We start from the raw sequence: 20,868 nt of genomic DNA, 5'->3' as shown, positions 1-20,868 counted from the left end.
TTTTAATCAATAAATTCCAAAATGCGTTCGGAGACGAACTCCGGCCGTTCTTCAGGCACAAGATGCCCGGTTTCCTTAAGAGAATACAGGATCGAATCCGGCAGATCGCGATGAAGCCGTTTCCCCACTGAGAACGGAACGACGCGGTCTTCTTCTCCCCATATTAACAATGCGGGCTTTTCTATCCTTCTCAATTCGTCAGGCTGCAAGTCGCCCTCCCTGTGCCTGATGAACCTTGTCATGGCTTTAAAAATGCGGCTGTCTGTAAATGGTTTTTCATATCCGTCAATCATTTCCTGGTCGATAAGATTCTGATCGTGCACCACATTCAGCAGGTTTTTCAGCACACCTTCTTTTGAAAGCCAATACTTAATATAAAGATGAAAGCAAGGAAGGTGCGTTCCGAAAATGATCGACGGATGCGAGCGTTTTAAATATCCGGAGCTGCATAGCAGAACGACTTTGGAAAAAAGCGCGGGCTTTAACAGAGCAGCCGATAAGCAAATCTGACCTCCCATTGAATGACCGATGAGTGCCGCTTTGCTGATGTTCAGCTTTTCCAAAAGGCCGATCAAGAGCTTAGCAAGATTCGTGTACGTATATATGAATGTACGCGATTTTTCCGATTGGCCGAAAGGAGGCAAATCGACTGCGATAATCTCGTATTGCTTCCGAAGCATTGGTATCAGCTTTCTGAAGCTGAAGGCGGAAGATAAAAAGCCGTGGACGCAGACGAGCGTTTGTTTGCCGGGATTTTCATAGTGCTCGTAATATAATTCAACTCCGTGAATTGCGAGCCGTTTGATTGGTGAAACAGCTTCCATGAGGGTTTTCGCCATCCTTTCTGTCAGTCACAGCCGTGCTTTTATGATTGTCATATTTTAGCTTAGGTTTTCTCCGTGTTTTTCTTAGCATTTGTCGAAAATCGTGATATAATGTCATGAAGATTTTTGATAATGCAAAGGTGTGAAACATATGAAGCTGACCGAAAAAGAAACAGAAATATTAGAAATTTTAGACGAAAACAGCCGCGTTGATGCGGAAACGATTTCAAAAATGGCGGACATCCCGGCCGATGAAGTAAAAAGTATTATTGATAAGCTTGAAAAGGAAAAAGTCATCATTGATTATGCGGCTATGATCGACTGGCGCAAAGTCGACGGCCTTGAGGGCGTGACGGCTATGATTGATGTAAAGGTGACGCCGAAACGAAATGTCGGTTTTGACGAGGTGGCCGAACGGATTTACCGGTTCCAGGAAGTCGAATCCGTTTACCTGATGTCAGGGGTGTACGATCTCTCTGTCGTCATTCGCGGCAACACCATGTCAGACGTGGCACGTTTCGTATCGGAAAAGCTGTCTGCGCTTGATTCCGTCGTCTCTACGACAACCCACTTTATCCTGAAAAAATACAAGCATGACGGCAAGGTCTTCGAAACAGGAGACGATGACAAAAGAATCGTGGTGTCTCCGTAAATGGAAACGAAGACTTCTTATTTATCTGATTATGTGCAGCAAATTAAACCGTCAGGCATCCGCAAGTTTTTTGATTTGGCGGCTACGAGGGAAGGCGTCATCTCTTTAGGCGTGGGAGAGCCTGATTTTGTAACGGCTTGGAACGTCAGGGAAGCGAGCATTCTTTCTTTGGAACAGGGCTACACGGCTTATACGGCCAATGCGGGACTGTATGAATTAAGGGAAGAAATCAGCCGTTATTTGGAGCAGCGGTTCGGCCTTTATTATTCTCCGGATCATGAACTGATTGTTACCGTAGGGGCCAGCCAGGCGCTTGATCTCGCCATTCGCGCCATTATGAATCCGGGAGAGGAAATATTAATTCCTGAACCGTGTTTTGTGGCTTATGAATCACTCGTAACGCTGACGGGAGGAATACCGGTACCGATTCATACAACGGCCGATAAAGGCTTTAAAGCGTCCGCTCAGGATTTCAAAGCGGCATTAACAGAAAAAACAAAGGCTGTGCTGCTTTGCTCGCCGTCTAATCCGACGGGTTCTGTCTATACGAAAGAAGAGCTTGAATCCATTGCAGCTTTTGCTAAAAAACACGACATTATTGTGATTGCCGATGAAATCTATGCCGAGTTGACGTATGATGAACAATTTACGAGTATGGGGGCTCTTGCGGATATGAAGGAACGGACGATCCTTATTTCCGGGTTCTCCAAAGCATTTGCGATGACTGGATGGAGGCTCGGTTTTACAGCGGCGCCGCCGGTTATCAGGGACGCGATGCTGAAAATTCATCAGCACGCTATGATGTGCGCGCCGTCGATGGCGCAATACGCTGCGCTTGAAGGGCTGAAAAACGGCCAAGAAGATGTCGAAAGAATGAAAAAAAGCTACCGGAGACGGCGCAATTTGATTGTGGAAACGTTAAATGAAGTCGGTCTCAGCTGCCATCATCCGGGCGGCGCATTTTATGCGTTTCCTTCAATTCAATCTACGGGAATGAGCTCAGAGCAATTCGCAGAAGAGCTTCTTATTGAGGAAAAGGTAGCCGTCGTTCCGGGAAACGTGTTTGGCCCGAGCGGTGAGGGATATATCAGATGTTCGTATGCGACTTCAATTGAACAGATCCAGGAAGCGCTTGTCAGAATCAAACGGTTTGTCGATAAAAGAGCATAAAAAAAGATACGAACTCAGTTCGCATCCAAATAAAGGGGGGGAATACTAGAAAGCCTTCGGTAAATATAGTATACCCTCTTTTTTTGCGGCTAAACCTGCATTTTTAAAAAAGTTCTCTTTGCGAAAATGAAACTTGTATGATATAATTTTAAATTGCGTATAAACTGTATTTAATTTAACTTAGGAGTTGTTATGAATGGCAGCAAAATTTGAAGTGGGCAGTGTTTACACTGGTAAGGTAACAGGATTACAAGCGTATGGTGCGTTTGTTGCATTAGATGAAGAAACTCAAGGACTTGTGCACATTTCTGAAGTCACTCACGGTTTCGTAAAAGACATTAACGAGCACCTTTCAATCGGTGACGAAGTACAAGTAAAAGTACTTGCAGTTGACGAAGAAAAAGGAAAAATCAGCCTTTCTATCCGTGCGACTCAAGCGGCGCCAGAAAGAAAAGAAAGCAAACCAAGAAAACCGAAAGCGGCTCATGTTTCTGAAGAAGCTTCTGCTCCGCAAGGTTTCAACACATTAAAAGATAAGCTTGAAGAGTGGATTGAACAGTCAAACCGCAAAGATCTTATCAAAAAATAAACACGAAAAAAGCACCGGATATGTATGTTCGGTGCTTTTTTATGTCTATCTCATTTCAGGCTTCGTTGCTTCCTCGCGTGACGTTTCCTCGTTCGGTTTAAACAGCAGGCCGAGATTGATTAATCCGGCGATGCCCACCAGACCGTAAATAATCCGCGACAGAGCTGACCCTTGGCCGCCGAAGATGGCTGCCACTAAATCAAATTGAAAAAAACCGATCAGTCCCCAGTTGATAGCGCCGATAATCGTTAAAACGAGACAGATTCTCTGAATAGCACTCATGTAAACAACCTCCTCTATGAATTCGTGAAACAGTTATAGATTGTGACAAACTGGAGAAACTATGCATGCAAAAAGCTGATTACTTTACAGTAAAAAGCGACATCCTGCATAATGTAGACCAAGGAGGAGATATCATGCAGAACTTTACATATTGGAATCCGACAAAGCTGATTTTCGGAAAGGGAGAAGTTGAAAAGCTCCCTGAAGAAATCAAGCCATACGGAAAAAACGTACTGCTCGTGTACGGCGGGGGAAGCATTAAGCGAAGCGGCCTTTACGATCAGGTGACAGAGCTTCTGAAAAAAGCAGACGTTAACGTTCATGAGCTTGCCGGGGTTGAACCGAATCCGCGCGTTGCAACAGTTAATAAAGGTGCCGCTATCTGTAAGGAACAAAATATTGATTTCCTTCTGGCTGTCGGCGGAGGAAGTGTCATTGACTGTACGAAAGCCATTGCAGCAGGCGCAAAATATGACGGCGACGCTTGGGATATCGTCACCAAAAAACATCAGCCAGCTGAAGCTCTTCCGTTTGGAACGGTCTTGACATTAGCGGCAACGGGTTCAGAGATGAATGCCGGCTCCGTTATTACAAACTGGGAAACGAATGAAAAATACGGATGGGGCAGCCCCCTTGTTTATCCGAAATTTTCTATTCTTGATCCCGTCAATACGTTTACGGTTCCGAAAGACCATACGATCTACGGCATGGTTGATATGATGAGCCACGTGTTTGAACAATATTTCCATCACACATCAAATACCCCGTATCAGGACCGGATGTGTGAATCTCTTCTGCGCACAGTCATTGAAACAGCGCCTAAGCTGATCAATGATCTGGAAAACTATGAATTGCGTGAGACCATTTTATATACAGGCACCATTGCCTTAAACGGCATGCTCTCAATGGGCGCAAGAGGCGACTGGGCGACTCATAATATCGAGCATGCGGTGTCAGCGGTTTATGATATTCCGCACGCGGGGGGTCTTGCGATTCTGTTCCCGAATTGGATGAGACACGTGCTGAAAGAAAATCCTGCCCGCTTTAAGCAGCTTGCCGTCCGTGTCTTCGATATTGACGAAGCAGGAAAAACAGACGAGGAAATCGCGCGTGAAGGAATTGACAAGCTTTCGGCGTTCTGGACGAGCCTCGGCGCTCCGAACAAACTCGCTGATTATGACATTTCTGATGAAAAGCTGGATACGATTGCTGATAAAGCGATGGCTAACGGCGTTTTCGGCCAGTTCAAATCATTGCAAAAAGAAGATGTGCTTGCGATCTTAAAAGCATCATTGTAATAAAAAAGGGGGGCGCCAAGTTGGCAGCTCCTTTTTTTCTATGTTATAGTAATCCCCTTACGTTTTTTTGGAGGTCATCAAAAATGGAGAATTTTACGTACTACAACCCGACAAAGCTGATTTTCGGCAAAGGGCAAATCGAACAATTAAAGAAAGAGCTGAAGCAATACGGAAAAAACGTCCTGCTTGTATACGGCGGCGGCAGTATTAAACGAAACGGCCTGTTTGATCAAGTAACGGGCATATTAAAAGAAGAGGGCGCTAATGTCTATGAGCTTGCAGGAGTAGAACCGAACCCTCGTCTGGCAACGGTTAACAAAGGAATTGAACTGTGCAGACAGCATGAGATCGATTTTCTTCTTGCCGTTGGCGGGGGAAGCGTTATTGATTGTACAAAAGCGATTGCAGCCGGAGCGAAATATGACGGCGATGCATGGGATATCTACAGCAAAAAAGTGACAGCGAAAGACGCACTGCCGTTCGGCACGGTGCTGACGCTCGCGGCAACCGGCTCAGAAATGAACCCGGATTCCGTGATCACCAATTGGGAAACAAACGAAAAATTCGTATGGGGCAGCGATGTCACTCATCCCCGTTTTTCTATTTTAGATCCGGAGAATACGTTCAGCGTTCCCGAAAATCAAACGGTATACGGCATGGTGGACATGATGAGCCACGTATTTGAACAGTATTTCCACAATGTTGAAAACACGCCGCTGCAAGACAGAATGTGTTTTGCTGTACTCCAGACGGTCATCGAAACAGCTCCGAAGCTGCTTGAAGACCTGGAGAACTACAAACACCGTGAAACGATTTTATACGCTGGAACAATCGCTTTAAACGGCACCCTGCAAATGGGCTACTTCGGCGACTGGGCATCTCATACGATGGAACACGCCGTGTCAGCGGTTTATGATATCCCGCACGCAGGCGGCCTGGCGATTCTCTTCCCGAACTGGATGAGATACACCATTGACCAAAATGTCGGCCGTTTCAAAGCGCTCATGCTGAACATGTTTGACATTGAAACAGAAGGCAAAACCGATAAAGAAATCGTGCTGGAGGGTATCGACAAACTGTCCGCATTCTGGACAAGCCTTGGCGCACCGTCCCGTCTTGCGGATTATGACATCGGCGAAGAAAAACTTGAACTGATTGCAGATATTGCCGCAAAAGAAATGGAACACGGCGGCTTCGGCAACTTCAGAAAGCTGAATAAAGATGACGTCCTTGCGATTTTGAAGGCGTCCCTGTAACATAAATCCCCGGCCGGAGTGAATGCGAAAGAGATCGTGTTCACCCGGCCTTCTTGATGACTTGATTTAGCGGAAAAGTTCATATAAAGTGATAGAGAAAACAATTCACCGTTATGGAGGGACAAGCAAATGACGCATGTACGCTTTGATTACTCAAGAGCGTTACCTTTTTTCAATGAACATGAACTTACATATGTACGTGATTTCGTAAAAACGGCACACCATAATATCCATGAAAAAACAGGCGCAGGAAGCGACTTTTTAGGCTGGGTGGACCTCCCTGAACATTACGATAAAGATGAATTCGCGCGCATCAAAAAAGCCGCTGAAAAAATCAAGTCAGACTCAGACGTGCTTCTCGTCGTAGGAATCGGCGGTTCATATTTGGGCGCCCGTGCTGCAATTGAAGCGCTTAACCACTCTTTTTATAATATCCTGCCGAAAGACAAACGAAAAAATCCGCAAGTCATCTTCATCGGCAACAATATCAGCTCGACTTATATGAAGGATGTTATGGATCTCTTAGAAGACGCGGATTTCTCCATTAATGTCATTTCTAAGTCAGGAACGACAACGGAACCTGCAATCGCTTTCCGTATTTTCCGCAAGCTGCTTGAAGAAAAATACGGGAAAGAAGAAGCGAAAGCGCGGATTTATGCAACAACTGATAAAGAGCGCGGCGCTTTAAAGACGCTTTCTAATGAAGAAGGCTTCGAATCATTTGTGATTCCTGATGATGTAGGCGGCCGTTTCTCCGTTCTGACTGCGGTAGGTCTTCTGCCGATTGCGGTCAGCGGAGCTGATATTGATGAGATGATGAAAGGTGCTTTTGATGCGAGCAAAGACTTCTCAAGCTCAGAATTAGAAGAAAATGCCGCTTACCAATACGCCGTCGTCCGCAACGTCCTTTACAATAAAGGCAGAACCATTGAGATGCTGATCAACTATGAACCGGCGCTGCAATATTTTGCGGAATGGTGGAAGCAGCTCTTCGGTGAAAGTGAAGGAAAAGACGAAAAAGGCATTTACCCTTCTTCCGCTAATTTCTCAACTGATCTTCACTCACTCGGCCAATACGTGCAAGAAGGCAGACGGGATCTGTTTGAAACCGTATTAAATGTTGAAAAGCCGAAGCATGAGCTGACAATTGAGGAAGCGGAAAATGATCTTGACGGCCTGAACTACTTAGCCGGAAAAACAGTCGATTTCGTCAATAAAAAAGCGTTCCAAGGCACGATGCTTGCCCACACGGACGGAAAAGTGCCTAACTTAATCGTCAACATTCCGGAGCTTAACGCATATACATTTGGATACCTCGTGTATTTCTTTGAAAAAGCTGTAGCGATGAGCGGCTATTTGCTCGGCGTCAATCCGTTTGACCAGCCGGGTGTTGAAGCGTATAAGGTGAATATGTTCGCACTTCTCGGCAAACCGGGTTTTGAAGAGAAAAAAGCAGAGCTTGAAAAACGCCTCGAGAAATAAAAATAAAAGGCTGGCCCGCTAATGTAACGGGTCAGCCTTTTTCAAACGTGAAGGGTGTGATCATGAATTGAAACGAAATGTTTGGAAGCACGCCGTCATTTCCGCCTGTTCTGCCGCCGTTTTCTATCTGGTTATAAGTCCCTCTCCCGCTATCTTCCTGCAGACCATCCTTTTGCTCGCCTTTCCCCTTGGCCTCTTTACAGATGCGGTTCGGCTGAAGCTGAAGCTGGGCCGTATGCACTCTCTTATCACGAAGTTCGGTTTGTATTCCGCCGTTTTCTTTTTCTCATCAAGCGCGCAAGCAGGCTCTTTAGCGGCTCTCTTTACGTATTTTCTAATCGAATGCGCGATTTCCTTTATGACGCGTTCTGGTGATACGGCCGTCCCGCCGGATTCTGCCCTTAAGCCGTATGAAGATGGAGCGGAGCGGGGACGATAAAGAAAAAAGGAGCATATGAACCATGATCAGCATACCATCTTCACTTGAGGGCCACTCTTTTTTACTCCGCGAACTGGAACAGGCCATGAAACCGATGGGTTATGTAATCGGCGGCGGCTGGGAGTACGAACGGGGGTTCTTCGATTACAAGATTGACGATAATCACGGCTATTTATTTTTGCGAATCCCCGTTGAAGCAAATAAGGGCCGGCTTGATGAGCGTGGCGCCGCCGTCACCATCGGCACGCCTTTTTTGCTGCGGCATGTGTATCAGAAACATACGGATGACTTCGCCGGCGGCGGTGTTTTTGAATCGTTATTCCAGCAATTTTCTGAGCCGGAAAAACGCGATGCGGAAATTGACCGTTCATATGCAGATATCGGCGTATCGCTCGTTAAAGAGCTGGAAGACGTCCTTTTGCATTAAAGCGCCAAAAATAAATCTGAACTGAGCACTTGATATGAAAGAGGAGGGGTAAGCATCGGCCCCTCCTCTTTTTGAATGCCGATAATCGTCGTATTCCGTTTGAGAAAATAGAGCACACAGTCATGATAGGACTTATCCTTTAGATCATCAGGAACGGGAATGATGCGGACCTTTTTTTCCAACGTCAAATCAGACAGCGTTTGCGGCTCAGCCAGCTGCAGCTTTACCCGATAATGCTCAAACATCACCCGGCTTAAAAGGCGTGACGTGCCGATGATTTTGTTGGCTCCGGCGCGCTCTGCATTTTTTACATACCGTTCCGTCAGAATCTCCGTGATGCAGTAAACGGACGGATTCAGCCCCTTGATGGCGAGCAGCGTTAATACGGAAAGCATATCAGCCTCCGCTTCATTTTTTTCCTGGTCGGCTGTCAGGATGACGGTATCCGCGGCGGCAATATTGGCCCTGTTCAATGTGCTGTCATCAGCCGCATGGCCGCGAATAAAATGGACATTTTCAATGAGAGGGCCCTCTCGTAATGAATCATCAATCAATACGACGGTTTTTGACGGCGCTGCCCGCTGGAGCTCCTCCAGCAGCATATTGGACTTCTCGTTCCATCCGATAATAATCACGTGCTCCCGGCCTTTAAAGGCGACCTTCCCCTCCACATAGCGGTGCTGCTTTCTGAATGCGGCTGTGGCAAGCGTGGCGAAATACGCGGTCACAAAACTCGCGCCGCTTAACACAAGCACCATACCGGCGATCTTTCCGAGAGGAGTTTTCGGGACATAATCTCCATAGCCGACCGTGGATACCGTGATGACCGCCCACCAAATCCCTTCAAAAACAGATGGAAACTGCTTCGGCTCCAATATGTAAATCAACTGTCCAAACAATAAAATCAAGGCAATAATGATCAATCCGATACGGATATACAGCGGCCATCGCAGCCAAGAAATGAGAACGCGGTTCGACTTCATTTGTCCTGCTCTTCTTCCGACAGCGAAATGGATAAAATTTGTTTAATAATGGCGTTTAATTTTTCGTTCAGCTTTTCTTGGCCGTATAAATGACGCGCCTGTTTCACGAGTTCGGCAGTTTCATCTTCAAATTGAATGAGAGGCTCGTCGATTTCAGATTCATTATAAAGCTGGATAAAGACGTCAAGCCCCTCATTCATGCGGTCTATGGCAGTGCTCAGCTGTTCTTTCTCTCCGTTTGTCACTTTCATGATGTATCACACCTGTGTCTTTTTTTATACAGTATGTCCCAGTTTGTCTTTCGGAAATCGGTGAAAACATATTCAGCCGTTTTTTTTCATATGCTAAAGAAAGCGGACCGAAAAGGGTGGGGCAGATGACAGTCATTGAAAAGGCCGCGGCAGCGCTGGCCGGAGCGCAGCTGCTCGCTTCGGCGGCCGTGCTTCTAATTTTTGAATTGAATGCATATAACCACATGTCCGGTGATTTTTCATGGCCTGTTTTTGTGAAGAGCGTGATAGGGACGCTTCCGTTTTATTTAGCGCTGGCCGGCGTCTTTTGTATACTGGCGGGAGGCTTGATTCCTGTCAGAAAAAAGAAGCGGATTTCTGTACAGGATAGGGAACATTCTTTAGAATAATGTATAAGCAGAAAGTATGATAAGAAAAAAGGAAGAGGATAATATGCTGTTTATAATTTTAACTTTTGCCGCATTGGGTTTATCGTTTTGGGCACAATTCAAAGTGAAAAGCAATTTTCAAAAATACTCAGATGTGGAAGCCTCAAGTCAGCGGACGGGGGCCGAAACGGCAAGACGGATTCTTGATATAAACGGTTTATATGATGTGCCGGTTGAACCGGTGAGAGGCACTTTAACAGACCATTACGACCCGACGGAGCGGGTGGTGCGTTTATCCGAACCAGTGTATTACGGGCGCTCCATTTCCGCCATTTCCGTCGCTTCCCATGAAGTCGGACATGCCTTGCAGCATCAGGAATCATACGGTGCGCTTGTGCTGCGGCACAAAATATTTCCGGTTGTCAATTTTGCCTCGGGTGTCGCCCCCTTGCTTTTTTTGGGCGGTATGCTCTTGGGCAGCTTGAATTTAATCGGACTCGGCATTATTTTGTTTTCAGCCGCCGTCTTTTTTCAGCTTGTCACGCTGCCTGTTGAGTTCAACGCCAGCGCGAGAGCGAAGCGGATTATCGTGTCAGAAGGATTCATTCGAAACAGTGAAGAACACGGCGTGAATAAAGTGTTGAACGCCGCCGCGCTAACGTATGTGGCTGCGGCGCTCGTTTCATTATTCGAGCTGCTTCGTTTTGTGATGATCTTCTTGAATGGTCGTGATGAGAATTAACACGAAGGAGGTGGCCCCTTACCGTTTGCGGTAGGGGTTTTTTTGCTTATTTTAAAACTGATTCTCATTATGCTGTTAATCGGATTAACGGCCATCTTTGTCGCCGCGGAATTTGCGATTGTTAAAATCCGCGGTTCGAAAATTTCAGAGCTGGTCGAAAGCGGTGACAGCCGGGCGCTTGCCGCCCATAGGGTCATCTCTAATTTGGACGAATATTTATCAGCGTGCCAGCTCGGCATTACGATTACGGCGCTCGGTCTCGGCTGGCTCGGAGAACCGACAATTCAGCGGATTCTTCATCCTGTTTTTCATCTGATCGGTATGCCGGAATCCATTACGCACGTCGTCACCTTCATTGCGGCATTTATCACCGTTACGTACCTGCATGTCGTTATTGGCGAGCTTGCGCCGAAAACGATATCGATTCAAAAAGCTGAAGCCGTCAGTTTATGGACGGCCAAACCGCTTATTCTTTTTTATAAAGTGATGTATCCGTTTATCAAGCTGTTAAACGGCTCGGCCGGTTTTTTGGTCAAGCTGTTCGGCTTTCACTCGGTCAAAGAACATGAAGTTGTTGTCAGTGAGGAGGAATTACGGTTGATTTTGTCCGAAAGCTATAAAAAAGGACAAATCAACCAGTCAGAATTCCGATACGTCAATAAAATATTTGAATTCGATAATCGGGTCGCACGGGAAATCATGGTTCCGCGTACCGAAATCGCCGCCATTTCGCTTGATCAATCTGTCGATGAAGCCATTCACTTGATTATCAATGAACGCTATACACGTTACCCGGTCATCAAGGAAGATAAAGACCATATTCTCGGCATTATTAACAATAAGGACTTATTTAAGGCGTATTTCCTCGGACGTTCCATTGAATTAAAAGAAATTATGCGCCCGGTCATCAGGGTTATTGAAAGCATTCCTGTACAAGAGCTTCTTATACGTATGCAGAAGGAGCGGATTCATATGGCCATACTCGTCGATGAATACGGCGGCACTGCTGGGCTTGTCACCGTCGAAGATATTTTGGAGGAAATCGTCGGTGAGATTCGGGATGAATATGACCAGGATGAAATGCCGCATATCGTCAAAAAAGGCGAACACCATTATGTGATGGACGGGAAGGCGCTGATAGACGAAGTGAACGACCTGCTAGATATCGCGATCGATAATGAGGATATCGACACGATTGCGGGCTGGCTGCTGACGCAAAAAATGGAGCTGGAAAACGGAGATGTATTTCACGCCGAAGGCTGCGAATTCAAGGTGCTTGAAGCAGAGGATCATCATATCCGCTTTGTCGAAATTAAAAAAACAGACTACTAAGCCGCCTTCACGCGGCTTTTTCATGCGGGAGGATATTTATAATGTAACTGGTATACGTGTATGAAATGAAAACACCGCATTCATCAAATCAATCGGAATGGAGCGTTCAAGTTAAATAACATATAGTAAGTCCTCTTGCCGGCTGCAAGAGGCTTTTTTTTCTGAAATATATGCTTCTTTCGCTTGCTTCTTCATATTGTATAAAGAAAGGAGTGGCTGTATGAAAACGGCTTGGTGGAAAACAGCGGTTGTATATCAAATCTATCCCCGCAGCTTTATGGATTCAAATGGCGACGGAATCGGCGATATAAACGGGATCATATCAAAACTTCATTACATAAAAGGCTTAGGGGCGGACGTGATTTGGCTTTGTCCCGTTTTCGACTCGCCCGGAGCAGATAACGGCTACGATATTCGCGATTACAAACAAATCTTAAGTGAATTCGGGACAATGGAGGATTTCGATCAGCTGCTCGCCGGCATCCATGACCTCGGCATGAAGCTGATCATAGACCTTGTCGTAAACCATACAAGCGATGAACACCCGTGGTTCATTGAATCACGCTCGGACAAAGATTCGCACAAACGGGACTGGTACATTTGGAAAGACGGAAAAAACGGCAAAGAGCCGAACAACTGGGAAAGCATTTTCGGCGGTTCAGCGTGGCAATATGATGAGAAAACAGACCAATATTACCTTCACCTGTTTGACAAAAAACAGCCGGATTTGAATTGGGAAAACCAAAATATGAGGCAAGCCGTTTATGAGGTTGTCCGCTGGTGGCTTGATAAAGGAATAGACGGCTTTCGGGTGGACGCCATTTCCCACATTAAGAAAAAAGCAGGACTCCCCGATCTGCCGAATCCCGGCGGACTCCCTTACGTCCCTTCCTTCCCGTATCATATGAATGCGGATGGGATTATGGAAATGTTAACAGAACTGAAGCAAGAAACATTTTCACGCTATCCGATCATGACGGTCGGAGAGGCAAACGGCGTAAGTGCCGGGGAAGCGGCTGACTGGGCAGGTGAAGAATCCGGCGTCTTTGACATGATTTTTCAATTTGAACATCTCGGCCTGTTGGATACAGATGCAGACGAAAGTATCTGTATTCCGGCATTCAAAAGCATTTTGTCCCGTTGGCAGAACAGTCTGGAAGGAAAGGGCTGGAACGCACTATTTATGGAAAATCACGATCAGCCCCGTTCCGTATCCGTTTGGGGTGATGACCAGTTATTTCTGGGAGAAAGCGCCAAGGCACTCGCCGCTGTTTACTTTCTGATGAAAGGCACGCCGTTTATCTATCAGGGGCAGGAACTCGGGATGACTAACGTCTCGTTTCCTTCCATTGACGACTATGATGACGTCGCAATAAAGCGGCTGTATGAAATCGAGACGTCCCGCGGCGTACCGCACGAAGAAGTGATGAAGGCCATCTGGAAAAAAGGGCGGGACAATTCAAGAACACCGATGCAATGGGACGGCGGGGAGCATGCCGGATTCTCAACGGCTTCCCCATGGATCGGCATTAACCCAAACCATACATGGCTGAATGCTGCATCGCAAATAAACGATCAAACATCCGTTTATCATTTCTACAAACGTTTAATCGCCCTCAGAAAAGAGCATGATGTGTTGATCAACGGGAGGTATGAATTGCTGCTGGCGGAAGATCGGCAAATCTTCGCTTATTTGCGAAAAGGCTGCGAAGAAACCGCGCTTATCATAACAAATCTGACGAAAACTCCGGCCTTTTACAGACATGTGGGATTTCCGCTTGATTCCGCTTCACTCGTTTTGGCAAACACGGAACCGGAACATCATCGGCACGTGACGTCCTTCCTTTTAAAGCCTTATGAAACACGCGTATATATATGGGAAAAACTTCAGTCCCGCGGCTGAAGTTTTTTGTGAATCAAGTTTATGACATCATTCGACAGGAAAAGAACAATACAGAACGAATAAGGGAAAGGAAGAGGAAAAGAAAGGAGCATTCTCATGCTGAAAACATTGCAGATAAAAACAAACAAGCGGGATGAAATGATAGACATCACCCATGAAGCCGAGGCGTTCCTCCGCGAAACAGGAGTAAAAAACGGCTTAGCGCTTATATACTGTCCTCATACAACCGCGGGCATCACCATTAATGAAAATGCCGATCCGGATGTGAAAAGAGATATGCTCAGAAGATTTGATGAGATCTACCCGTGGGATCATGAGCTGGACCGGCATATGGAGGGGAATACGGCAGCTCATATGAAAGCAAGCACAATCGGTGCATCCCAGCATGTCATCATTGAAGGCGGCCGCTTGATTCTCGGTACGTGGCAGGGCATTTATTTCTGCGAATTTGACGGTCCGAGAAACCGGACGTGTTATATCAAAATAACAGCTGAAACGGAGGAGAACATTGATGAGTGAGTGGATGAATGCATTATCATTAACAAAGCCCGTGATTCAGGCGCCGATGGCCGGAGGGCTTGTCACACCGCGCCTGGCTTCGGCCGTATCAAATGAGGGAGCGCTCGGCAGCCTCGCATCCGGATATGTCAGCCCGGCATCGCTTGAGCAACAGATCATTGCGATGCAGCAGAAAACAAACCGGTCCTTTCAGGTGAATCTTTTCGTTCCTGAAGAAAGAGAGGCGCCAGAGGCAGATGTGTTTGAAAAATGGAAGGCGAATATTCCGATGGCCGATGAAGCTCAGCCATTCTCCACACTAGAAGAGGATTGGAAGGATTTTGAGGAGAAAGTTGAGCTGCTTATCCGCTTCCGGGTAAAAGCGTGCTCATTCACCTTCGGCCTGCCGCCGGAAGAAACGGTTCAAAAGCTGAAGGACAGCGGCTGCTTCCTTTTCGGAACGGCCACAACACCAGAGGAAGCGGCTGCCCTTGAAAAACGGGGAATGGACGCTGTCGTATTGCAAGGGATTGAAGCGGGCGGGCATCGCGGGTCGTTTCTGCCGGCAAAAGGAGAACCCGCCCTCGGCCTTATGGCGCTGATTCCGCAGGCTGCCGATACGCTGTCTGTTCCTGTCATTGCGGCAGGCGGCATTTTTGACCATCGCGGCGTTCAGGCGGCCAGGTGTTTGGGGGCTGACGGCGTTCAAGTCGGCACGCCGTTTCTCCTTTGTGAAGAAAGCAGCGCCTCTCCGGCTTACAAACAGGCCATTGCCGGGGCGGAAGGAGCTGACACGCGGCTGACCTCACTGTTTTCCGGAAAACAGGCGAGGGGAATCGTCAATCAGTTTATGAAAACATATGAAGCGGATGAAAGGAATACGCTTCCTTACCCGCTGCATAACACGCTGACAAAACCGATGCGCGGGCACGCGTTACAATCCGAAGATGCGGATTATATGTCTTTATGGGCAGGCCAGTCGGCAGGGATGCTGAAGGGACCGACCGATGTAAAAACCGTTTTGCGCGATTTGTGCCGGTCTTAAAAAAGATTTGAGGTGATTTTTGTATGAAGATTCTTCAAATGTCCTATAAAAAAAGAGGATATATTGAATTTGTATTTGAAGATTTTCCTTATTCCAAAGTCACCATGGCGCCGATCAAGGGGTATTACTTTGTCCGAAGCATCAAGTGGAGCAGCCGGGACAGAGCCGTCACACGCCATGATTTAGAAAAGTTCGAATGGGCGGCGAACCAGGCGCTCGGCACAACCGCTTTTTACCGGAAAAGAAAAGCATTTCACATCCCATCGTCACAATGACAGACGATGGGATGGCTTTAATGCATGATGTGATACAGTGCAGGCGCATCAAGCCTTGTAGCTTGAGAAAGGAGATAAGCCGACTGCACGGCGTCTCTTTTTCTTAAAGAATTCAGCTTTTGGATAATTTGCTCAGCGGTCAAAATTCCGAGGCCATGGGCAAAATATTGATCTTTCCCCAATACAATCACGTTTTCTCCTCTCCACTGCGCCCTTTGCGGGTTAAAATCCGGGTTTTTAAAATATAAACAGTCGCCCAGTAAAAAGTAATGGCCGGTTTCCGTATAGATCGGCAGATGTTCATAGTGCCAGTCATACAGGGTGATCTTCTCGAAACGGGTATCAAATCTTTCGGCTCCGACTGTTTTTAATACAGCTAAATAATAAATCACAACAATCGCGGTAGCGCATTCAAACGCATAAAACGCTCCGTTTTCAATAATATCCCGAATGGCTTTTGAAGCGGGGATTCTATATTTCAGTTCCAAGGCTCCCTCGGGCGTCACTCTCCAAAATGCCGTATTTCCATATGTTTTAGCGAAGGTCGCGAATTTTGCGCCAGACCCGCTCAATTCTTTGGCGGCCTGCACGATATTGCGCCGCAGCTGTACTTCAAACATCAGCTCAGCGATTGACCCGTAATCAAATTGTACGGGCGAAGCGTTCAATTCGTTTAAATAAGGAAGCAGACTCTCTTCGGTCTGCCAGTTTGCGATGTCTTGGGGCCGAAGCGTTTGCCCGGATATGATGATCATAGAAACGCCCCCTCTCTTTTTTTATAAGATATGCAAGAGGCTTGGGCAATGAAAATAAGTCATAAAACAGGATAAAACGATTACAAAATGTGAGGGGCGAGCCGATATATAAGGTATCACATAAGAGGGAGCAGCATAATATGAAGAACTTCATCAATTGGTGTACAAAAGCATCAATCTCACGAAAATTAATCATTTCATTTATCGTGATCTTAATCATACCGATTCTCATTTTAGAATTCAGCTCATATCATACGGCGAGCAGCTCGCTGGATGAGCAAATTTCAAGCAACGCAAAAAATAACATCGACTCTTTTAATACAACCATCACAAATGATATAGGAGCAAAGGCGAAGGCGATTGAATTTTTCAGTGAGACCTTAAAGACTTCGTCATTCACTAAGAAAAATAAATCCGATCTTGAAGGGAAGTTCGGGCAATACACGTCAATTCATAAAGACGTAGCCCGTATTTACGGAGGAACGGAAGACGGCAGTTACACACAAGCACCGAAGGAAAACCTGCCGTCCGGTTATGATCCGAGAACCCGTGCGTGGTATAAAGACGCTGTGAAGGCAGGCGGCGGGCTTGTTGTCACCGACCCATACGTAGCGGCGAACGACGGCAGCATGGTCGTAACCGTGGCGAAGCAGCTGCAGGACGGGACCGGCGTTGTGGCCATGGACATTACGATTGACCAGCTGCTGAAACAAATGCAGGAAATTAAAATCGGCCAAAAAGGCTACGTGTTTATTGTGTCTAAAAATAAAACCTATGTCGCACATAAAGACCATAAGCCGGGCGATAAAGTCTCAACCCCATGGGTAAACGAGGTATATAGCAATAACAGCGGTATCATTTCATACAAGCTCGATAATCAGGATAAAAAAATGGCGTTTACGACAAATAAGCTGACCGGCTGGAAAATAGCGGGATCGATGGAGCTGGCCGAAATTAAAGACGCATCAAAGCCGGTGCTTACGATGGGGATGACCGTGCTTGGCGCATCCGTTATTATCGGGGGCATATTAATCTTATTGATTGTCAGATCAATTACGACACCGCTGAAACGGCTTGTCCGCTCGTCTAAACGAATCAGCGGCGGAGACCTGACAGAAACGATTGATATCCGTTCGAAAGATGAACTGGGCGAACTCGGGGCGAGTTTTAATGAGATGGGAGAATCATTGCGGGGGCTCATCAGCGCAATCCAAAGCTCAGTCGACAACGTGGCGGCGTCATCAGAACAGCTGACGGCATCTGCCGGGCAAACAAGCAAAGCAACGGAGCATATTACAATGGCGATTGAACAGTTTTCAAACGGAAACGAGGAGCAGAGCGAAAAAGTCGAATCAAGCTCAGCGAAACTGAATCACATAAATGACGGACTGGCCGCTGTGTCCCAGACATCATCGGCTATTACCGAAGCATCTAAACAATCGACGGAAATTGCCGGAACCGGGGAGACGTACGTACAGAAAACGGTCGGACAGATGAACCTCATCAACCAATCCGTCCAGCAGGCGGAAGCCGTCGTCAAGGGCCTTGAGGCAAAATCAAAAGACATCACACATATTTTAAGGGTTATTAACGGCATTGCCGATCAGACAAACCTGCTCGCTTTAAACGCCGCCATTGAGGCTGCCAGAGCGGGAGAATACGGAAGAGGTTTTTCCGTGGTCGCGGAAGAAGTGCGCAAACTGGCCGTCCAATCCGCCGGCTCTGCAAAAGAAATTGAAAAACTGATTCAAGAAATCACGTCCGAAATTGATACATCTCTTCACATGTTTACCTCGGTAAACGAAGAAGTTCAATCAGGGCTTGCCGTGACGGACCGTACGAAAGAAAGCTTCCAAAACATCTTCGGCATGACAAACGAAATCGCCGAAAAGCTTCAATCCATGAACAGTACGGTTGAGCAGCTTTCAGACAGCTCTCAGCACGTCTCAGCCGCTGTTACTGATATTGCGGATGTTTCGAGAGAAAGCGCCGCAAGCATTCAGGATATTGCGGCATCAGCCGAAGAACAGCTTGCTTCCATGGAAGAAATCAGCACCTCCGCCGACACTTTGGCTCAAATGGCCGAAGAGCTGCGGGAATTAACAAAACAATTTAAAATCAATTAGCACAAAAAGGCGCTTTCCAACCGGAAAGCGTCTTTTTTAAATGATGACGAATAAAATTGATTAAAAAGTCACAAGTTTCTCGGGAGTATATAGAACTAAATTTCATTTATTCCTATATTTTCAATGTAATAAAAAGGGAGTACACCGATATAAAGTGTAAATGTTTGAAAGAGGTTAAAAAATGAAAAAAACAGCAAGTACCGCAAAAAAATCAATAGCCAGAAGACTCATCACTTCATTTTTACTCATCTTAATTATTCCGGTGGCTGTATTGGCGGCAAGCGCCTACCGTTCGGCGGCTTCCTCGGTTGAAAGCCAAATGATGGAGAGCGCCAAAGGGAATGTGCAAATCTTAAACAATATGATTGACGACCGGATCGGAACATTTACAAAAAGCTCGGTGTATTTCAGCGAGTGGGCGACGAGTGCAAAGTTTAAAGAAAAGAACCGCACGGAAATGAAAGACCGATTCAAGCAATTCATTGAAAGCAACGATAAGGCAGCCGCTATTTTTTCAAGCGGCAAGGACGGAACGTTTACACGCTACCCCCATGCCGATATGCCGGCCGATTTCAATCCGCTTGAAAGAAGCTGGTACAAAGAAGCCATGGAGAATAGAGACAAAACCATCATAACGGACCCTTATCAGTCCATCTCAAACGGAAAGATGGTCGTCACCATGGCGCGTGCGGCACAAGACGGGTCAGGCGTCGTCGCGATTGATATTAAGATCGGCGACCTCGTGACTATGACAAAAGAAATCAATATTGGAAAAGAAGGCTATGCCTTTATCCTCAGCAAAAATAAAAAAGCCGTCGCCTACAGCGGTGAAAAAGCGGGAACAACACTGTCAGGAAAATGGGTTGATACTTTATACAGCGAGAAAAAAGGCGACTTTCAATACATGTTTAACGGCAATGCGAAAAAAATGGCTTTTGTCACCAATGAAGCGACAGGCTGGAAAATCAGCGGAACGATGTCCGCGGATGAAGTCAAAGATGCGGCAAAGCCTGTTCTGGCCATGGCCGTTATCGTATTGGTCATTGCCATTGCGGCCGGAATCATATTCGGGTATTTCGTCATCCGCTCTATCACAAAGCCGTTAAAACGCCTCGTGGCCTCTGCGGAAAAAATCAGCGCCGGCGATTTGACCGAAAGAATTGAAGTCAGCTCCAAAGATGAGCTGGGCGTGCTCAGTAAAAGCTTTAATCATATGACAGATTCACTCCGTTCAGTCATTCAAGGCATTCAGGATTCCGTTGAACACGTGGCTTCATCTTCAGAGGAGCTGACGGCTTCCGCTGAACAGACAAGTAAAGCAACGGAGCATATTACCTATTCTATAGAACAATTTTCTAACGGAACAGAAAGCCAAAGTGACAGCATTGACAGAGCGACAGAACAAGTTAATGAAATGAAAGACGGGCTCAGTGACTTAGCGGAAGCCGCTGCCGTTATTACGGAATCTTCAATTGAATCAGCGGAGATATCCGGCGCCGGCGAACAGCTTGTCCGAAAAACAGCCGGCCAAATGAGCACCATTGATCTTTCGGTAAGTGAAGCGGAACAAGTCGTAAAAGGGCTTGAATTAAAATCAAAAGACATCACCAGCATTTTACGGGTGATAAACGGCATTGCGGATCAAACGAACCTTCTTTCTTTAAATGCCGCCATTGAAGCGGCAAGAGCGGGAGAATACGGGCGCGGTTTCTCCGTCGTTGCCGAAGAGGTGCGTAAGCTCGCCGTCCAATCCGCCGAATCAGCGAAAGAAATCGAAACCTTGATTCATGAAATTGTCAAGGAAATCCATACATCCCTCGGTATGCTGGAATCTGTCAATCATGAGGTGAAAAACGGCCTTGTGTTAACAGATGAAACGGAAAAACGCTTCCGGGACATTTCGGTAAAGACAAACCAAATCGCCGGGGAGCTGCAAAATATGAATGCGACTGTGGAACAGCTTTCCGCCGGCTCTCAGGAAGTATCAAGTGCATCAGAGGACATCGCGGCCGCTTCTAAACAAAGCGCGGCAAGCATCCAGGACATCGCGGCTTCCGCCGAAGAGCAGCTTGCATCTATGCAGGAGATCAGTTCATCAGCCGTAACGCTGGAAAAAATGGCCGAAGAGCTTCGGGAATTAACAAAGCGCTTTAAAATAACCTCTTAATTAA

General features: G+C 46.6%; 22 protein-coding genes and 1 pseudogene. 18 read left to right on the top strand and 5 right to left on the bottom strand.

What is annotated here, in order from left to right:
- Positions 1–2: 2 nt before the first annotated feature.
- Positions 3–824, bottom strand: a complete 822-nt coding sequence (locus KY305_RS00225; RefSeq protein ID WP_223060852.1) for an alpha/beta fold hydrolase — start codon at positions 822–824, stop codon at positions 3–5.
- 151 nt (positions 825–975) lie between these two features.
- Between KY305_RS00225 and KY305_RS00220 the strand changes: the two genes are divergently transcribed.
- The 3 genes from KY305_RS00220 to yugI all read left to right on the top strand — a co-directional run bounded on the left by KY305_RS00220 (position 976) and on the right by yugI (position 3,235).
- Entirely contained in the window at positions 976–1,476 is a 501-nt protein-coding gene (locus KY305_RS00220) for an Lrp/AsnC family transcriptional regulator (RefSeq protein ID WP_223060851.1), read from the top strand.
- The gene (locus KY305_RS00215) at positions 1,477–2,646 is read left to right on the top strand and encodes an aminotransferase (RefSeq protein WP_223060850.1); all 1,170 of its coding nucleotides are present in this window, start codon (positions 1,477–1,479) and stop codon (positions 2,644–2,646) included. It abuts the gene before it with no gap.
- Between the two features lie 196 nt (positions 2,647–2,842).
- On the top strand, positions 2,843–3,235 hold the full coding sequence (gene yugI, locus KY305_RS00210; protein ID WP_214803551.1) for a S1 domain-containing post-transcriptional regulator GSP13: 393 nt from the start codon (positions 2,843–2,845) through the stop codon (positions 3,233–3,235).
- Positions 3,236–3,280: 45 nt separating this feature from the next.
- Here yugI and KY305_RS00205 read toward each other — a convergent pair whose 3' ends face one another.
- Entirely contained in the window at positions 3,281–3,517 is a 237-nt protein-coding gene (locus KY305_RS00205; protein WP_214803554.1) for a DUF378 domain-containing protein, read from the bottom strand.
- A 134-nt stretch (positions 3,518–3,651) separates the two neighbouring features.
- On the opposite strand from KY305_RS00205, the gene KY305_RS00200 reads away from it, so the two are divergent.
- The 5 genes from KY305_RS00200 (at position 3,652) to KY305_RS00180 (ending at position 8,419) form a co-directional block, all read left to right on the top strand.
- Entirely contained in the window at positions 3,652–4,815 is a 1,164-nt protein-coding gene (locus KY305_RS00200) for an iron-containing alcohol dehydrogenase (protein ID WP_223060849.1), read from the top strand.
- An 83-nt stretch (positions 4,816–4,898) separates the two neighbouring features.
- Complete coding sequence (locus KY305_RS00195) at positions 4,899–6,071, top strand: iron-containing alcohol dehydrogenase (RefSeq protein ID WP_223060848.1); 1,173 nt, start codon at positions 4,899–4,901, stop codon at positions 6,069–6,071.
- A gap of 129 nt (positions 6,072–6,200) precedes the next feature.
- Positions 6,201–7,553, top strand: a complete 1,353-nt coding sequence (locus KY305_RS00190) for a glucose-6-phosphate isomerase (protein ID WP_223060847.1) — start codon at positions 6,201–6,203, stop codon at positions 7,551–7,553.
- A gap of 67 nt (positions 7,554–7,620) precedes the next feature.
- Positions 7,621–7,992 (top strand): transporter, encoded by a 372-nt coding sequence (locus KY305_RS00185; protein ID WP_223060846.1) that lies wholly within the window; start codon positions 7,621–7,623, stop codon positions 7,990–7,992.
- 22 nt (positions 7,993–8,014) lie between these two features.
- Positions 8,015–8,419 (top strand): YugN-like family protein, encoded by a 405-nt coding sequence (locus KY305_RS00180; protein WP_223060845.1) that lies wholly within the window; start codon positions 8,015–8,017, stop codon positions 8,417–8,419.
- Here KY305_RS00180 and KY305_RS00175 read toward each other — a convergent pair.
- Together KY305_RS00175 and KY305_RS00170 are read right to left on the bottom strand one after the other, a co-directional pair.
- Complete coding sequence (locus tag KY305_RS00175) at positions 8,416–9,402, bottom strand: potassium channel family protein (RefSeq protein WP_223060844.1); 987 nt, start codon at positions 9,400–9,402, stop codon at positions 8,416–8,418. The two genes, KY305_RS00180 and KY305_RS00175, sit on opposite strands and share 4 nt — an antisense overlap.
- Positions 9,399–9,653, bottom strand: a complete 255-nt coding sequence (locus tag KY305_RS00170; RefSeq protein ID WP_223060843.1) for a protein mistic — start codon at positions 9,651–9,653, stop codon at positions 9,399–9,401. Before KY305_RS00170 ends, KY305_RS00175 begins: the two co-directional genes overlap by 4 nt.
- A 125-nt stretch (positions 9,654–9,778) precedes the next feature.
- Between KY305_RS00170 and KY305_RS00165 the strand changes: the two genes are divergently transcribed.
- The 7 genes from KY305_RS00165 to KY305_RS00135 all read left to right on the top strand — a co-directional run bounded on the left by KY305_RS00165 (position 9,779) and on the right by KY305_RS00135 (position 15,816).
- The gene (locus KY305_RS00165; protein WP_223060842.1) at positions 9,779–10,042 is read left to right on the top strand and encodes a YuzI family membrane protein; all 264 of its coding nucleotides are present in this window, start codon (positions 9,779–9,781) and stop codon (positions 10,040–10,042) included.
- A gap of 43 nt (positions 10,043–10,085) precedes the next feature.
- Positions 10,086–10,763: a zinc metallopeptidase gene (locus tag KY305_RS00160; RefSeq protein ID WP_214803578.1), complete on the top strand. Its 678-nt coding sequence runs from the start codon at positions 10,086–10,088 to the stop codon at positions 10,761–10,763.
- 42 nt (positions 10,764–10,805) lie between these two features.
- Entirely contained in the window at positions 10,806–12,095 is a 1,290-nt protein-coding gene (locus KY305_RS00155) for a hemolysin family protein (protein WP_223060841.1), read from the top strand.
- A 220-nt stretch (positions 12,096–12,315) separates the two neighbouring features.
- Positions 12,316–13,998 carry a glycoside hydrolase family 13 protein gene (locus KY305_RS00150; protein WP_223060840.1) on the top strand — a complete coding sequence of 561 codons (1,683 nt, stop codon included), beginning with the start codon at positions 12,316–12,318 and terminating at the stop codon, positions 13,996–13,998.
- 96 nt (positions 13,999–14,094) lie between these two features.
- The gene (locus KY305_RS00145) at positions 14,095–14,517 is read left to right on the top strand and encodes a secondary thiamine-phosphate synthase enzyme YjbQ (protein WP_223060839.1); all 423 of its coding nucleotides are present in this window, start codon (positions 14,095–14,097) and stop codon (positions 14,515–14,517) included.
- Positions 14,510–15,541, top strand: coding sequence for a nitronate monooxygenase (locus tag KY305_RS00140; RefSeq protein WP_223060838.1), 1,032 nt, complete (start codon positions 14,510–14,512; stop codon positions 15,539–15,541). The genes KY305_RS00145 and KY305_RS00140 overlap by 8 nt, the downstream gene beginning before the upstream one ends.
- 23 nt (positions 15,542–15,564) lie before the next feature.
- A complete protein-coding gene (locus KY305_RS00135; protein WP_223060837.1) occupies positions 15,565–15,816 on the top strand; it encodes a hypothetical protein in 252 nt (83 codons plus the stop codon).
- A 17-nt stretch (positions 15,817–15,833) separates the two neighbouring features.
- Here the strand turns inward: KY305_RS00135 and KY305_RS00130 are convergent, their stop codons facing one another.
- Entirely contained in the window at positions 15,834–16,571 is a 738-nt protein-coding gene (locus KY305_RS00130; protein WP_223060836.1) for a protein-glutamine gamma-glutamyltransferase, read from the bottom strand.
- 140 nt (positions 16,572–16,711) lie between these two features.
- Here KY305_RS00130 and KY305_RS00125 point away from each other — a divergent pair, with 140 nt between their 5' ends.
- The 3 genes and pseudogenes from KY305_RS00125 to KY305_RS20285 all read left to right on the top strand — a co-directional run bounded on the left by KY305_RS00125 (position 16,712) and on the right by KY305_RS20285 (position 20,864).
- Positions 16,712–18,697: a methyl-accepting chemotaxis protein gene (locus KY305_RS00125; RefSeq protein WP_223060835.1), complete on the top strand. Its 1,986-nt coding sequence runs from the start codon at positions 16,712–16,714 to the stop codon at positions 18,695–18,697.
- A gap of 181 nt (positions 18,698–18,878) precedes the next feature.
- Positions 18,879–19,916 (top strand): annotated as a pseudogene (locus KY305_RS20290) (cache domain-containing protein); the annotation flags it as partial.
- Entirely contained in the window at positions 19,911–20,864 is a 954-nt protein-coding gene (locus KY305_RS20285; protein ID WP_396021504.1) for a methyl-accepting chemotaxis protein, read from the top strand. The pseudogene KY305_RS20290 and the gene KY305_RS20285, both read left to right, overlap by 6 nt.
- Positions 20,865–20,868 lie beyond the last annotated feature (4 nt).

The sequence above is a fragment of the Bacillus sp. YC2 genome (assembly GCF_019891195.1).
Classification (GTDB): Bacteria; Bacillota; Bacilli; order Bacillales; family Bacillaceae; genus Bacillus.
Note: the sequence above shows the minus strand (reverse complement) of the source record. Positions and strands in the feature narration are given on the sequence as shown.

What these genes read in the sequence shown, in the direction of transcription:
- KY305_RS00225 (WP_223060852.1), bottom strand. Translation starts at nt 824, where the DNA reads ATGGAAGCTGTTTCACCAATCAAACGGCTCGCAATTCACGGAGTTGAA.
- KY305_RS00220 (WP_223060851.1), top strand. Translation starts at nt 976, where the DNA reads ATGAAGCTGACCGAAAAAGAAACAGAAATATTAGAAATTTTAGACGAA.
- KY305_RS00215 (WP_223060850.1), top strand. Translation starts at nt 1,477, where the DNA reads ATGGAAACGAAGACTTCTTATTTATCTGATTATGTGCAGCAAATTAAA.
- yugI (WP_214803551.1), top strand. Translation starts at nt 2,843, where the DNA reads ATGGCAGCAAAATTTGAAGTGGGCAGTGTTTACACTGGTAAGGTAACA.
- KY305_RS00205 (WP_214803554.1), bottom strand. Translation starts at nt 3,517, where the DNA reads ATGAGTGCTATTCAGAGAATCTGTCTCGTTTTAACGATTATCGGCGCT.
- KY305_RS00200 (WP_223060849.1), top strand. Translation starts at nt 3,652, where the DNA reads ATGCAGAACTTTACATATTGGAATCCGACAAAGCTGATTTTCGGAAAG.
- KY305_RS00195 (WP_223060848.1), top strand. Translation starts at nt 4,899, where the DNA reads ATGGAGAATTTTACGTACTACAACCCGACAAAGCTGATTTTCGGCAAA.
- KY305_RS00190 (WP_223060847.1), top strand. Translation starts at nt 6,201, where the DNA reads ATGACGCATGTACGCTTTGATTACTCAAGAGCGTTACCTTTTTTCAAT.
- KY305_RS00180 (WP_223060845.1), top strand. Translation starts at nt 8,015, where the DNA reads ATGATCAGCATACCATCTTCACTTGAGGGCCACTCTTTTTTACTCCGC.
- KY305_RS00175 (WP_223060844.1), bottom strand. Translation starts at nt 9,402, where the DNA reads ATGAAGTCGAACCGCGTTCTCATTTCTTGGCTGCGATGGCCGCTGTAT.
- KY305_RS00170 (WP_223060843.1), bottom strand. Translation starts at nt 9,653, where the DNA reads ATGAAAGTGACAAACGGAGAGAAAGAACAGCTGAGCACTGCCATAGAC.
- KY305_RS00165 (WP_223060842.1), top strand. Translation starts at nt 9,779, where the DNA reads ATGACAGTCATTGAAAAGGCCGCGGCAGCGCTGGCCGGAGCGCAGCTG.
- KY305_RS00160 (WP_214803578.1), top strand. Translation starts at nt 10,086, where the DNA reads ATGCTGTTTATAATTTTAACTTTTGCCGCATTGGGTTTATCGTTTTGG.
- KY305_RS00150 (WP_223060840.1), top strand. Translation starts at nt 12,316, where the DNA reads ATGAAAACGGCTTGGTGGAAAACAGCGGTTGTATATCAAATCTATCCC.
- KY305_RS00145 (WP_223060839.1), top strand. Translation starts at nt 14,095, where the DNA reads ATGCTGAAAACATTGCAGATAAAAACAAACAAGCGGGATGAAATGATA.
- KY305_RS00140 (WP_223060838.1), top strand. Translation starts at nt 14,510, where the DNA reads ATGAGTGAGTGGATGAATGCATTATCATTAACAAAGCCCGTGATTCAG.
- KY305_RS00135 (WP_223060837.1), top strand. Translation starts at nt 15,565, where the DNA reads ATGAAGATTCTTCAAATGTCCTATAAAAAAAGAGGATATATTGAATTT.
- KY305_RS00130 (WP_223060836.1), bottom strand. Translation starts at nt 16,571, where the DNA reads ATGATCATCATATCCGGGCAAACGCTTCGGCCCCAAGACATCGCAAAC.
- KY305_RS00125 (WP_223060835.1), top strand. Translation starts at nt 16,712, where the DNA reads ATGAAGAACTTCATCAATTGGTGTACAAAAGCATCAATCTCACGAAAA.
- KY305_RS20285 (WP_396021504.1), top strand. Translation starts at nt 19,911, where the DNA reads ATGACAGATTCACTCCGTTCAGTCATTCAAGGCATTCAGGATTCCGTT.